The organism is Pseudaestuariivita sp., assembly GCF_052825805.1.
Genome location: NZ_JBRBVB010000006.1, coordinates 77,768 through 91,077, shown reverse-complemented (window position 1 = coordinate 91,077; position 13,310 = coordinate 77,768). Strand labels below are relative to the sequence as shown.

General features: G+C 65.0%; 11 protein-coding genes and 1 pseudogene. 10 read left to right on the top strand and 2 right to left on the bottom strand.

What is annotated here, in order from left to right:
* Positions 1-666: pseudogene (locus ACU0B3_RS09625) on the bottom strand ((4Fe-4S)-binding protein); the annotation flags it as partial.
* Between the two features lie 400 nt (positions 667-1,066).
* On the opposite strand from ACU0B3_RS09625, the gene ACU0B3_RS09620 reads away from it, so the two are divergent.
* From ACU0B3_RS09620 to ACU0B3_RS09575, 10 genes are all read left to right on the top strand, one after another.
* Positions 1,067-1,591: a DUF3305 domain-containing protein gene (locus ACU0B3_RS09620; protein ID WP_446260639.1), complete on the top strand. Its 525-nt coding sequence runs from the start codon at positions 1,067-1,069 to the stop codon at positions 1,589-1,591.
* A gap of 55 nt (positions 1,592-1,646) precedes the next feature.
* Positions 1,647-2,336, top strand: coding sequence for a DUF3306 domain-containing protein (locus tag ACU0B3_RS09615; RefSeq protein WP_446260636.1), 690 nt, complete (start codon positions 1,647-1,649; stop codon positions 2,334-2,336).
* Positions 2,333-2,944, top strand: coding sequence for a TorD/DmsD family molecular chaperone (locus tag ACU0B3_RS09610; RefSeq protein ID WP_446260635.1), 612 nt, complete (start codon positions 2,333-2,335; stop codon positions 2,942-2,944). The genes ACU0B3_RS09615 and ACU0B3_RS09610 overlap by 4 nt, the downstream gene beginning before the upstream one ends.
* 57 nt (positions 2,945-3,001) lie before the next feature.
* A complete protein-coding gene (locus ACU0B3_RS09605; RefSeq protein WP_446260634.1) occupies positions 3,002-3,184 on the top strand; it encodes a twin-arginine translocation signal domain-containing protein in 183 nt (60 codons plus the stop codon).
* 150 nt (positions 3,185-3,334) lie between these two features.
* Complete coding sequence (locus tag ACU0B3_RS09600) at positions 3,335-6,391, top strand: formate dehydrogenase subunit alpha (RefSeq protein WP_446260633.1); 3,057 nt, start codon at positions 3,335-3,337, stop codon at positions 6,389-6,391.
* A gap of 14 nt (positions 6,392-6,405) precedes the next feature.
* Entirely contained in the window at positions 6,406-6,999 is a 594-nt protein-coding gene (gene fdh3B, locus ACU0B3_RS09595; protein WP_446260632.1) for a formate dehydrogenase FDH3 subunit beta, read from the top strand.
* Between the two features lie 114 nt (positions 7,000-7,113).
* On the top strand, positions 7,114-8,361 hold the full coding sequence (locus tag ACU0B3_RS09590) for a formate dehydrogenase subunit gamma (protein WP_446260631.1): 1,248 nt from the start codon (positions 7,114-7,116) through the stop codon (positions 8,359-8,361).
* Positions 8,358-9,620, top strand: a complete 1,263-nt coding sequence (locus ACU0B3_RS09585) for a c-type cytochrome (RefSeq protein ID WP_446260630.1) — start codon at positions 8,358-8,360, stop codon at positions 9,618-9,620. Before ACU0B3_RS09590 ends, ACU0B3_RS09585 begins: the two co-directional genes overlap by 4 nt.
* Positions 9,621-9,624: 4 nt before the next feature.
* Complete coding sequence (locus tag ACU0B3_RS09580) at positions 9,625-9,750, top strand: hypothetical protein (RefSeq protein WP_446260629.1); 126 nt, start codon at positions 9,625-9,627, stop codon at positions 9,748-9,750.
* Positions 9,751-11,091, top strand: a complete 1,341-nt coding sequence (locus ACU0B3_RS09575) for a sigma-54-dependent transcriptional regulator (RefSeq protein WP_446260628.1) — start codon at positions 9,751-9,753, stop codon at positions 11,089-11,091.
* Positions 11,092-11,323: 232 nt separating this feature from the next.
* Here the strand turns inward: ACU0B3_RS09575 and ACU0B3_RS09570 are convergent, their stop codons facing one another.
* A complete protein-coding gene (locus ACU0B3_RS09570) occupies positions 11,324-13,279 on the bottom strand; it encodes a sensor histidine kinase (RefSeq protein ID WP_446260627.1) in 1,956 nt (651 codons plus the stop codon).
* Positions 13,280-13,310 lie beyond the last annotated feature (31 nt).

The following is a 13,310-nucleotide window of genomic DNA, read 5'->3' as shown; positions in this document are numbered from 1 at the left end:
CAGGTAGCCCTCGCGTTTCTCGTGCGCGGGAAAGAGAGGCTGTCCCCCGGTGAGGTCGATCAGGATGTCGCAGCCGGAGGCGGCGCCATCCTGCGGGGCGGTGAGCGTAAAGCCTCCACGCCCGCCCGGCACGATCTGCTGCAGCGCGTCGATGCGCACGTCGAACTGGCTAAGCGCACCTGTCGCGCGGCGCATCCGCCCGATGACGACGTCATAGCCGCGCGTCTCCGGCAGGTCCTCGGCGTTCTCGAGCAGGACGGTCACGCCAAGGTGCTCGGACAGCTGCTCTGCTGCAGGAATGGTCACCGAGGCGGGGCCAAGGATGAGGCACAGCCCCTCGCTCACCACGTCCATCGTCTTGGTCGGGGCGGCGGGCAGGGTCGCCTCGGCGATCAGGGCGGACATTTTGGGTAGCGTGGAGGCGGTGTCGGAGGTCCAACCTGCCCGGTCACGCAGGTCGAGCGTGGGGGACGGGGGCAGGTCCAGCTCGTCCGCCAATGCCTCGAACCGGCGGGCCTCCTGGGTGCAGCAAAGAATCGCATCGCCCGCCTGAATCGCCTCCGCGGCGGTGGTGATCTCGCCCATGCAGAGCGCCGAACAGGCCGGGCGGACGTCGAAACCGGTCGCCTCTGACAGGCGCGCGGAATCGATGGACTGAGTCCCCAAACAATCACACGTTATCAATGTCTTGGACATGATGTCCTGCCTCCCAAAAGCGCCTTGGCAGGGCGCTAGTTCCTCCGGTTCCAAGGTCAGGAAAGACACGGTTCGGGCGGGGTGACAACCGCTTTTGTGGTGCGGGGTGGCGCGCTGGGGTCTCTCTGATTCCCTCGAAAAGCGGGTGGTGATTCGGCTTTTTGGAGGCGCGCAGAAACCCAAGCAGAACACTCGGGATAGACAATTCGACCGGCTTGTCCCGGCGGTGCACCATTGCCTGCCCAAATTGTCCGGCAGCACAAAAGAATGCGGTTGTATACGAATTGCCGCTTTTCGGGATTCACAAACTGCCGCAACTTTGGGCGGTGAGGAGATAGTTTTGATCTACAACCCGTCCATGTACCGCAGCCTGCCGCTTGGCGTGGTGCTGCGTCGCACGCCCGGGGTGACACGCTGGGCGGCGCATGCGTGGCGCGCGGTGGCGGTTCTCCCGGGTGCTGGCCCAGCCACGTGGAAGGAGATGCGCCGCGAAGGCGATGCCGTCGAATTCCATGCAGCCACGGTCACGCTCGAGATGCACGGCGCCGAGACCGAGGCGTATCTGCACGGCCTGATGGCGCGCGATCCGTCGGTCTACGTGATCCTACGCGATGAAGGGGATATGGAGGTCCTGCTCGCCACCGTCTCCCCCTACGAGGCGCAGGATTACACCGACAGCGGCGAGGAGATCGTGGAAAAGGTCCCGATGCCGCCCGCGCTGATGGCTTGGGTGCAGGAGTTCGTGGACGCATTCCACGAGGAAGAGGTCTTCGTCAAACGCAAGCGTGACAAGAAGCGGATCGACCTCGTCGAGGACGGGATCGGGGATCCGCGGATCTCGGGTGCTTCGGATGTGTATGCGTCGCCTGATTTGAAGCGGAGGCGGTTGCAATGAGCCTGCGCAGGAAAAGTGGGTACCGGTTGTCCTTCCGTGCAGGCGGAGGTCAAACATGAGTTTCTGGGAACGACGCAAAGCGGCTGTTGCTGCCGAAGAGGCGGCCGTTGTTGCCGAGGCTAAGGCGGCTGAACTTGAGGCGATCGAGGCGGAGAAGTCCGACGAAGAGCTTCTCGAGGAGCTGGGCCTGCCCGACCCAGACACGCTCGAGGACGAGGGCGACTTCAAGGCGTTTATGGGCGATGCGGTCCCGCAACGGCTCAAGACCCGCGCTTTGCGCAAGCTCTGGCGGCTGAACCCAGTGCTGGCGAATGTCGACGGGCTGGTGGATTACGGTGAAGACTTCACCGACGCCGCGACTGTCGTGGAGAATTTGCAGACGGCCTATCAGGTCGGCAAAGGCATGCTGGCGCATGTCGAGGAGTTGGCGCGGCAATCTGAGGCGAAGACATCTGAGGAAGCTGGCGAGGAAATAGCGCTCCAGTCGGATGACGACGCTTGTGGGAACCACGAGCCGCGCCCGAGCCTCCCCCCGGGAGGGCGCACTGCAGACGTTGAGCACCCTTCGGAAGTTCTGCCGAGCGACGATCTTTCACAACATATAGACGTGGCGAGCGCCCACCCAGGCTCGGGCGCGGCTCTGACCGTAGAGCACGACGCTCCAAACTTCGAAGATGACCTTCCTGCCGCGCCATCCCGTGCGCGGCGCATGACATTTACTTTTGACCACGAGGGAGCCGCATGACCTTGGCCGCTCAAGACTACACCATCGCGGAAGAAGACCGCCTGCGCGCGGACCTCTACAACTTTCTGGGCGTGCTCCTGTCGCAGCCGCCTGACGAGATGCTGCTGGCGCAGACCGCGTCGCTCAGCGGTGACGACAGCGAGCTGGGGCAGGGGATCGCGACGCTGGCCAAGCTGGCAAAGATCACCAAACCCAAGACGGTGAACAGCGAGTTCAACAAGCTCTTTATCGGGCTGGGGCGCGGGGAACTGCTGCCTTACGCGTCGTACTACCTGACGGGGTTCCTCAACGAAAAGCCCTTGGCTCTGCTGCGTCAGGACATGGCCAAACGGGGTCTGGCGCGCGCTGACACGGTGTTCGAGCCGGAGGACAACATTGCCTCGCTCATGGAGATGATGGGCGCAATGATCGTGGGGCGCTTTGCCACGCCAGCGAGCCTCGAGGCGCAAAAGACGTTCTTCAACGCGCATATCGCGCCCTGGGCGGCGCTCTTCTTCACCGATCTCGAAGGGGCCAAGAACTCGGTCTTTTACGCCTCCGTCGGGACGGTCGGCAAAGCCTTCATGGATATCGAGACGCAAGCGTTTCGGCTCACCGGGACCGCCTGAGGCGGCCTCACTCAAGCGGCGGGCAACCGCCGGAAACACGAACAGGGAGGAAGCCTTATGGCTGAAAAAGAGGCGAACACACGCCGCGATTTCCTCAAACTGGCCGGGACCACGGCACCGCTGGCAGCAGCAGTGACCCTAACCGGTGGCGCGGCTGAGGCGGCCGAGCCAGACCTGACATCCGAAAAGATGCAGGACACGGCGCACACCCGCGCCTTTTACGACAGCGCCCGCTTCTAAAGCTGCGCATCCGGCGCCCCTGACGGGACGCTTTCGCCTGGCATCGGCCTCGACTGGTTGCGTGACGCCCGACTGAGACAGATGCCGTTCTGAGACCCAAGCGCGCAAGGGCCTGACGTAAGGTCCAAGCAAGCAAGGAGGGAACAAAACATGTTGAGGAAAAAGACCAACGGGGTTGCGCGACGCTCCCAGCGGCCTTCGATCCTGTCCGAAGCGGCAAATGCTTCGGTTGACCGGCGCGCGTTCCTGCGCGGCAGCGGTCTGGCTATCGGGGGCCTTGCGGCCATCGCGGCCACTGGAGGGACCGTCCAGCAAGCCCAAGCCGCGTCTGGCGCGGTCGGCAAGGTGGACCTTGTGAAATCCGTCTGCACCCACTGCTCGGTCGGGTGTACGGTTGTGGCCGAAGTCGCCAGCGGCGTCTGGGTCGGCCAGGAGCCCGGCTGGGACAGCCCGTTCAACCTGGGCGCACACTGCGCCAAGGGCGCGGCGGTCCGGGAGCACGCCCACGGCGAGCGCCGGCTCAAGTACCCGATGAAGAAAGTGGACGGCGAATGGGTCCGCATGTCGTGGGAAGACGCGATCAACGAGATCGGCGACGGCATGATGAAGATCCGGGACGAAAGCGGCCCGGACTCGGTCTACTGGCTCGGCTCGGCCAAGCATAACAACGAACAGGCGTACCTGTTCCGCAAGTTCGCCGCCTACTGGGGCACGAACAACGTGGATCACCAGGCGCGGATCTGTCACTCGACCACCGTTGCGGGTGTGGCGAACACATGGGGCTACGGCGCCATGACCAACAGCTACAACGACATCCACAACTCCAAGGCGATCTTTATCATCGGCGGCAACCCTGCCGAGGCGCACCCTGTCTCCCTCCTGCACGTGCTGCGGGCCAAGGAGCAGAACAACGCGCCGTTGATCGTCTGTGACCCGCGTTTTACGCGCACGGCGGCACATGCGGACGAATACGTGCGCTTCCGCCCGGGCTCGGACGTGGCGCTTGTCTGGGGCATCCTCTGGCACATCTTCGAGAACGGCTGGGAGGACAAGGAGTTCATCCGCACCCGCGTCTGGGGCATGGACCAGATCAAGGAAGAAGTCGCCAAGTGGACACCCGAAGAGGTGGAGCGCGTGACCGGCACCCCCGGCTCGCAGCTGCGCCGCGTTGCGCGCACCATGGCCAACAACCGTCCCGGCACCGTGATCTGGTGCATGGGCGGCACCCAGCACACCAACGGCAACAACAACACGCGGGCCTACTGCGTGCTGCAGCTGGCGCTTGGCAACATGGGCACGTCGGGCGGTGGCACGAACATCTTCCGCGGGCACGACAACGTGCAGGGCGCAACGGACCTCGGCGTGCTGTCACACACGCTGCCGGGCTACTACGGCCTGTCGGCGGGGGCCTGGGCGCATTGGGGCCGTGTGTGGGGTGAAGACTCCGATTGGCTGAAAGGCCAGTTCGCGATGACCAAGGGTGCGGACGGCAAGGACAAGTCCCTGCAAAACCTCACCGGCATCCCGGTCTCGCGCTGGATCGACGGCATCCTCGAGGACAAGGAGAACATGGACCAGTCGGACAATGTCCGGGCCATGGTGCTCTGGGGTCACGCGCCCAACTCGCAGACCCGGATGACCGAGATGAAGACGGCGATGGAGAAGCTGGACATGCTGGTCGTGATCGACCCGTATCCCACCGTCTCCGCCGTGCTGCATGACCGGACCGACGGCGTCTACCTGCTGCCGGCCTCGACCCAGTTCGAGACCTACGGCTCGGTGACGGCGTCCAACCGCTCGATCCAGTGGCGTGACAAGGTCGTGGACCCGCTCTTTGAGTCCAAGCCCGATCACGAGATCATCGGCATGTTCGCCAACAAGTTCGGCTGGGCAGACCGGTTTTTCCGCAACATCGAGATGGACGACGTGAACACGCCGAACATCGAGAGCGTCACGCGGGAGTTCAACGCGGGCATGTGGACGGTGGGCTACACCGGCCAGTCGCCCGAGCGGATCAAGCTGCACATGGCCAACCAGCACACGTTCGACCGGACGACGCTGCAGGCCATCGGCGGTCCCGCCGACGGGGACTACTACGGCATGCCGTGGCCCTGCTGGGGCACTGCCGAGATGAAGCACCCGGGCACGCCCAACCTCTATGACATGTCCAAGCCTGTCGCAGAGGGCGGTCTGACCTTCCGCGCGCGTTTCGGCGTGGAGCGGGATGGCGACAACCTGCTGGCCGAGGGCGTCTACAGCGTCGGCTCGGAGATCCAGGACGGCTATCCGGAGTTCACCTACCAGATGCTGGTGGACCTCGGCTGGGACGGCGACCTGACGGAGGAGGAGAAACGCTCCATCGCCAAGGTGGCCGGCGTGTCGCTGAATGCGGTCGAAAACGGCAACGTCGGCGAAAGCGACGATGGCGAGGACAACGTGGCGACCAACCTCACCCAGGGGTCCGGCACGCAGGGCGCGAACGAGGAGGTCGGCGAGCAGTCGATGTCGCCGTTCCCGTCCGACTTCAACGAGCGCGTGTCCAAGATCAACTGGAAGACCGACCTTTCGGGCGGTATCCAGCGGGTCGCGATCAAGCACGGCTGTGCGCCCTTTGGCAACGCCAAGGCGCGGGCGGTCGTGTGGACCTTCCCCGATCCGGTGCCGCTCCACCGTGAGCCGCTCTATACCAACCGGCGGGACCTCGTGGCGGATTACCCGACCTACGAAGACCGGAAGTTCTATCGTCTGCCGACGATGTATGCCTCGATCCAGAAGCAGGATTTCAGCAAGGACTACCCGATCATCCTGACCTCCGGGCGCCTTGTGGAATACGAAGGCGGCGGCGACGAAACGCGGTCCAACCCGTGGCTTGCCGAGCTGCAGCAAGACATGTTCGTCGAAATCCACCCGCGTGACGCCAACAACCTTGGCGTGCGGGACGGCGCACAGGTCTGGGTCGAAGGGCCCGAGGGCGGCAAGGTCAAGGTGATGGCGATGGTGACCGAGCGGGTGGGCGAAGGCGTGGCCTTCATGCCTTTCCACTTCGGCGGCCATTTCCAGGGGGAGGACCAGCGGTCCAAATACCCCGACGGCGCCGACCCCTATGTCCTGGGGGAAAGCACCAACACTGCGCAGACCTATGGCTACGATTCAGTGACCCAGATGCAGGAGACAAAAGCCACTCTCTGCAAAATCTGGGCAGCGTAAGGAGGAAATGAGAGATGGCGAGAGCAAAGTTTCTCTGTGACGCCGAGCGCTGCATTGAATGCAACGCCTGCGTGACGGCGTGCAAGAACGAGCACGAAGTGCCCTGGGGGATCAACCGCCGCCGCGTGGTGACGATCCAGGACGGCAAGCCCGGTGAGCGGTCGATCTCGGTCGCCTGCATGCACTGCTCGGACGCGCCGTGTATGGCGGTGTGCCCAGTCGACTGCTTCTATCAGAACGAAGAAGGCGTCGTCCTGCACTCCAAGGACCTCTGCATCGGCTGCGGGTACTGCTTTTACGCATGCCCGTTCGGCGCGCCGCAGTTTCCCGCAGCGGGCAACTTTGGCAGCCGCGGCAAGATGGACAAATGCACCTTCTGCGCCGGTGGCCCGGAAGAGACGCATTCGACCGCCGAGTTCGCCAAGTACGGGCGCAACCGGATTGCCGAAGGCAAGCTGCCGATCTGTGCGGAAATGTGCTCCACCAAGGCCCTGCTGGCGGGGGATGGCGACGTCGTGTCGGCCATCTACCGCGAGCGCGTGGTCGCCCGCGGCTTTGGCTCGGGCGCCTGGGGCTGGGGTACGGCCTACGACCAGAAAGACGGCTGACACGTAGGATGGGTGATATCACCCATCCTACGACGTCTGCCTAGCTTGGAGGGGCGCGGTCTTGCGCCCCTCCGTCACGATTTTCCCAAACGCCCGACAGATCGAGGACACCTCATGCGCGCTCTTCTCTGCCTGCTGTTTTTCACGCTCGCCGCCCCGCTGGCGGCGCAAGACAATCCAAACGTCCGCCTGCCGGAGACGGCAGTCTCGCCCATCGCGTCGGAGAAGGTGCAGGCGCGGCCCTCCACCGGGGGTGGTCAGACGCTCGAAGACATCCTTGCCCGCCAGCGCGGTGAGCCGGTCGACGACGCCTTCCGCCAAGGGGCCACGGGCGATCCGGACTCGGCGGCCGGCATGGCCAGCCAGCTCGGCACGCTCGGAGGCAGTTCGGACAGCGAGGTCTGGCGCGCGCTGCGCTACGGCTCGGCGGACATCACCGTCTCCTCGGGGGGCGAGGTCGCCAGCGTCCTGATGCAGGACGGCGGCATGTCCTGGCTCGAATTCCGCAAGGGCCCGCTTGTCCAGTGGGGCATGACCGCCCTCGGCGTGACCCTTGCCTTCCTCGCGCTCTTCTTTCTCGCGCGCGGCCGCATCCGCGTCGACGGGGAGATGACCGGCGAAACCGTCACACGGTTCAAGGCGTTCGAACGCGCGGCGCACTGGCTGCTCGCGGGCTCCTTCATCCTGCTGGGGATCACCGGCCTGCTGGTCCTGTTGGGCCGTCTCTACATCGCGCCTTACCTTGGTCGCGAGGTCAACGCGACGCTGCTGGTGGGCTCGAAGTGGATCCACAACAACGTCTCCTGGGCCTTTATGGTGGCTCTTGTCGTCGTGTTCTTCCTCTGGGTCTGGCACAATATTCCGAACCGTACCGACCTCGTCTGGATCCGGCAGGCCGGCGGCATCGTCGGCTCGAAACACCCGCCCGCGAAGAAGTTCAACTTCGGTCAAAAGATCATCTTCTGGTCGGTGATCGTGCTCGGCGCCTCGGTCTCGGCCTCGGGCCTGTCGCTGCTCTTCCCGTTCGAGCTGCCGATGTTCGCAAAGACCTTTGCGATCCTGAACGACATCGGCGTGCCGTCGTGGCTCGGCTTGGCGCCCTTCCCGGTGCAGCTCGCCCCGCACGAAGAGATGCAGTACGCCCAGCTTTGGCACGCCATCGTTGCCTTCGTGATGATGTGCATCATCCTGGCGCATATCTATATCGGCACGCTCGGGATGGAGGGCGCCTACGACGCAATGGGCTCGGGTGAAGTGGACGTGGCCTGGGCCAAGCAACACCACTCGATCTGGCTCGAGGAGGTGCAGGCGAAGGAGGCCGAGCAGGCTCAGGCTCCCAAAGGCGCCACGCCCGCCGAATGAGGCGCCTTGCGGCTCTTGTCCTGGCGCTGGGGTGCGCGACGCTGCCCGCCCGGGCAGAGGAGTTCACCACGCTCAAGGGGCACGGCGGTCCGATCATGGACATCGTCGTGACCCCCTCCGGGCAGGTGGTGACCGCCAGCTTCGACAATGCGCTGGGGCTTTGGGAGGGGCGGACCCCGACCTGGCTCGACGGGCACACCGCCGCTGTCATCACCGTCCTGCCGCTGCCAGATGGGCGGTTGGTGTCGGGCGGAGACGACTTTACCGTGCGCCTCTGGGAAGGCGGGGCGTCCAAAGTCCTCGGCACGCACAAGGGCAAGGTCACGGCGCTGGCCGTCTCCGGCGACGACGTGCTGAGCGCCTCCTGGGACGGCACGCTCATGCGCTGGCCCCTGGCAGGTGGCGAGGGAACCGAGCTGATCCAGCTGACCACCGGCATCAACGACGTTGCGATCTTACCCGGAGGAGACGTGGTCTACGCGACCTCGGACGGAGAGGTCTGGCGTCAGTCCGACACCGCCCGCCGCCCTCTAGTGCGGCACGGGTTCGGCATCAACCAATTGGTGGTAGGCCCCGACTGGATCGCCTACGGCGCCGTCGATGGCGGCACGCGCGTGATTGATTTCGAGGGCGATCCCTTGCGCGACTTTACCCTCGACCGCCGCCCGATCCTCGCCATGGATTTCGACCCTGACACCGCCCAACTCGGCGTTGGCGACGGGCATGGCTATATCATGCTGATCGACACGCATGACTGGCGGATCAGCCACGATTACAAGGCGACGCGGCAGGGGCCGGTCTGGGCGCTCGCCTTTTCGCCGGACGGTCAGACGATCCTGGCCGGCGGACTCGACGATGCCGCCTACGCCTGGCCCATCGCGCTCCTTGACACGTTCGACAGCGCTATCAGCGGCGAGCGCAGTTTCCTGCGAGAGGCAGACAGCATGCCGAACGGCGAGCGTCAGTTCATGCGCAAATGCTCGATCTGCCACGCGCTGACCAAAGGCCCCTCCCGCAAGGCGGGCCCGACGCTACACAACGTGTTCGGACGGCAGGCCGGCACGCTCGCGGGGTACATCTATTCCGACACGCTCGATGGCTCGCCGATCGTCTGGGACGATGACACCATCGACGCTCTGTTCGACGAAGGGCCGGATCACTACATTCCGGGCTCGAAAATGCCGATGCAGGTGATCGCCAAGCGCCAGGACCGCGCGGACCTGATCGCCTTCCTCAAAGAGGCCACAAAAGGAGAGTGAGCCGATGAAAGCCATGATGGCCGGTTTTGCCGCGATGGTGCTGATTTCCGTGGGCGCCTATTTCGCGCTGCAAGAGGCCGGGTTCTCGGCCGCCGAGCAAGGCTCGGGTGACAACGTGCGGCTCGACTAGATGACGCCGGGGCCGGACGCCTATGGCCCGACCCTTGCCGGGGCGGCGATCCTGGTGGTCGATGACGAGCCGGGGATGCGCAATTTCCTGGTCAAGATCCTCGAGCCGCGCGTGCGTGTCGTCGCGCAGGCCGCCTCCCCGGTGGAGGCGACAGCGCTGCTCGACCAGGCGCATTTCGACCTGGTGATCCTCGACAATGTGATGCCGGGCAAGACCGGGCTCGATTGGGTGGCCGAGCAAAAGGCCAAGGGCTTTTTTGCCGACACGATCATGATCACAGCCTATGCCGACCTCGAGACCGCGATCCAGGCGCTGCGGGCGGGGGTGAGTGACTTTGTCCTCAAACCGTTTCGCGCAAATCAGATCCTGAACGCTGTGGCGCGCACGCTCGACCGCAAGTTCCTGGCGCGCGACAACACGTTGCTCAAGCACGCGCTTGAGGTGGACGCGGGCACGCGGGGACAGCTGCTCGGCAAGTCGCCGGCCCTGAACGAGGTGCGCGACATGCTGGTGCGGCTTGCGCCCTTGCCGACGCCGGTGCTCTTTTCGGGCGCCACGGGCACGGGCAAGGAGATCGCGGCGCGCACGCTGCACGCGATGTCCGACCGGGTGGACAAGCCGTTCGTGGCCGTCAATTGCGCGACGATCGCGCCCGACAGGATTGCGCATGAGCTCTTTGGCGTGGTCGAGGGGGGCGAGACGCGCAGCGCCGGGCTGTTCCTTCTCGCCGAAGGTGGCACGCTCTTTCTCGATGAAGTCGCGCAGATGCCCGAGCAGGTGCAGGCCGCTTTGCTCCGTGTCCTCGAGGATCAGCGCGTGCGCCCAGTAGGGGCAGAACGGGACATCCCGCTCGACCTGCGTTTCCTCTTTGCGACCAACGCCGATCTGGCGGAGGCGGTGGAGGCAGGCACCTTCCGCGCCGACCTCTATCACAGGATCAACGTGGTGAACGTGGCGATGCCGCTGTTGCGCGAACGGTCCGAGGACATCGTCGAGCTTGCCGCGCTCTTTACCGGCCAGTTCGCCACGTCGCTTGGCATGCCCAAGCTGGAGCTGGACGAGGAGACGCTGCTCAAGCTGCGCCGCTACGACTGGCCCGGCAATGTGCGCGAGCTGCGCAACCTGATCGAGCGGTCGGTGATCCTCGGCGCCTTCCCGGACGAGTTCCGCGGAGCAGGGCAGGTGACCGGCGCGGAGGCCATCGAGAACCTCGAGCTGGTCACCCAGCGCCACATCATGCATGTGCTCGACCAGTGCGACGGCAACCGCGCCGAAGCCGCGCGCCGGCTGGGTGTGTCGCGCAAGACGATCGATCGGAAGGTGGCGGGCTGGGCTGTATGAAACTTAGGAGCTACTCCCGGCGCGGAATCAAACCGCAGGCGCCGCGCCATTGATGGGCCGCCCCGTCGCACCAAAGGTGCGCCAATTATACTTGGCACGCCCTTGGCGTGACGGTCCATCAATACGTCGAAACCAGTGCTCCGCTCTTTCGTCGCACGGACTTGGCAGAGATAAAGTGCTATAGAACACACGTTGGCTTGATGCACCGCGGCCCATCAATGGCGCTCGTGCTTTACTCCGCGGCCAGCCCCTCAGCCTGCGCGACCGGCAACCACACCTCGAACAAGGCTCCATCCTCCGCATTCCGCGCCGTGATCAACCCTCCGGCCCGCTGGATCAGCGTCTGGGAAATCGAGAGCCCAAGCCCCGTCCCCTCTGCCTGCTTGGTGGTAAAGAACGGATCGAACGCCGCGCCCAGCACATCGTCCGGCAGTCCCGGCCCGGTGTCCGCGACGCTCAGCTGCACACCGTGCGCGCCCTCGCGCATCGAGGTGCCGAGCCGCAGCGAGAGCCGCCCTGCCTGACCCATCGCCTGCACCGCGTTCACGATGAGGTTGATCACCACCTGCTGCATCTCGCCCGGATCGATCCGCACCGGAGGCGAGGACGGCAGGTGCGTCTCGACCACGATGGAGTTGCGCGCCAGCACATGCTCGACCAGCACCAGGCAATCGCTGACCACGGGTCCCAACTCGGCTGTCTCGGTTGAGCCGGAGAACTCCGACGGACGGGCAAATTGCAAGAGCTTGCCCACGATGGCCTCGATCCGCGTCACCTGCTGGTCGATCAGCCTCAGCTCGGTCTCAACCGGCTCGGCCTGCCGGCCAAGCGCCTCGCGGATCACGTCGATATTGCCCTGGATCACAGCCACCGGGTTGTTGATCTCATGCGCCACGCCTGCCGTGATCTCCCCGATCGAGGCCAGCTTTTCCGACATCACCAGCTGCCGGAAGGTCTGTTCGAGCTTGGCATTGGCCTCTTTGAGCTCGGCTGTGCGCGCATCGACGCGCGCGTTCAGCTCGTCCGCCCAGGCACGCAGGTCGCGGTCGCGCTCCTGCACCTGGTCCAGCAGCGTGTCGAGGTGCGTCGCCACCGCGCCGATCTCATCGCGCGAGCCGACATTGCCGTTGCGCGCCGAGAGATCCCCCGTCTCCACCTGGCTCATCGTCTGCGTCATCCGCTCGAGCGGGCGAAAAATCCCCTTGGCCAGCCAGAAAAAGGCCGGCGCCGACAAGGCCAGAACCAGCACAAACGCGCCCATCATCCACAGATAGGCGGCGCTTTTGACCGCGGTGAACGGGCTCTCGAGGAACCCGACATAGAGCATCCCTACGGCAGCGCCAAAGCTGTCCGTGATCGGCAGGTAACCCGAGATATACCAATCGTTCACCACAAACGCCCGGTCGAGCCACGTACGCCCCTCGTCCAGCACGCGCCCACGCACCGCCGCCGACACGCGCGTTCCGAGCGCACGCACATCTTCGAAGAGCCGCACGTTCGTCGACACGCGCACGTCTTCGAGAAAGAGCGTCGCCGTCCCCTGCCGCTCACCGCCGGTGACGGCGTTGAGATAGACCAGCGCGTTGATCGTATCGATGAAATCGAGGTTGCGGTTCAGCAGCACACCTCCCACCAGCACACCCGCCTGCCCGGGCAGCGTGACGGGCGTTGCCGCATGCACGACCATCCCGCGATCCTCGACCACGCGCTGTGTCGGCACGGCCGCCTCCGTCTCGATCAGGTCGATGCGCGCCTGCGCGGCCAAGGCCGGATCCAGCCGCCGCAACTTGCCCGCGTCAAAGATGTCGATGGCCGTGCGCGACGTGCCTTTCTGCGCGCCCTGGATCACCGGCCAAGGGCTCTCCTCGGCCACCTCCGATGGCAGGTAGTACAAGAAATCGAGTTCCAGCTCGGCGCGCTTTGCGGTGAAATAGTCCCGCATCGCGCCGTTTCCGAGCGCCTCGGCAAACCCGGTGGAGGCGGCAAGCCCCTCGATATCCGCCCCCGTGCCCGCGCTGATCCGCGCCAGGTATTGCTCGGCGATCTTCAGGTCACTTTCGACGTTGGCGATCAGCACCCGGTCATAATCCGCCGTCCACCGCGTCATGCCGAGAAACAGCAAGAGCGGCATCAACACGATCAGCGGCAGCAGGGCCAGGATCAAAAGGCGCAGACGCACGGAGGTCATGGCACGACGCTACCCCAAACCGGGCGCCAGA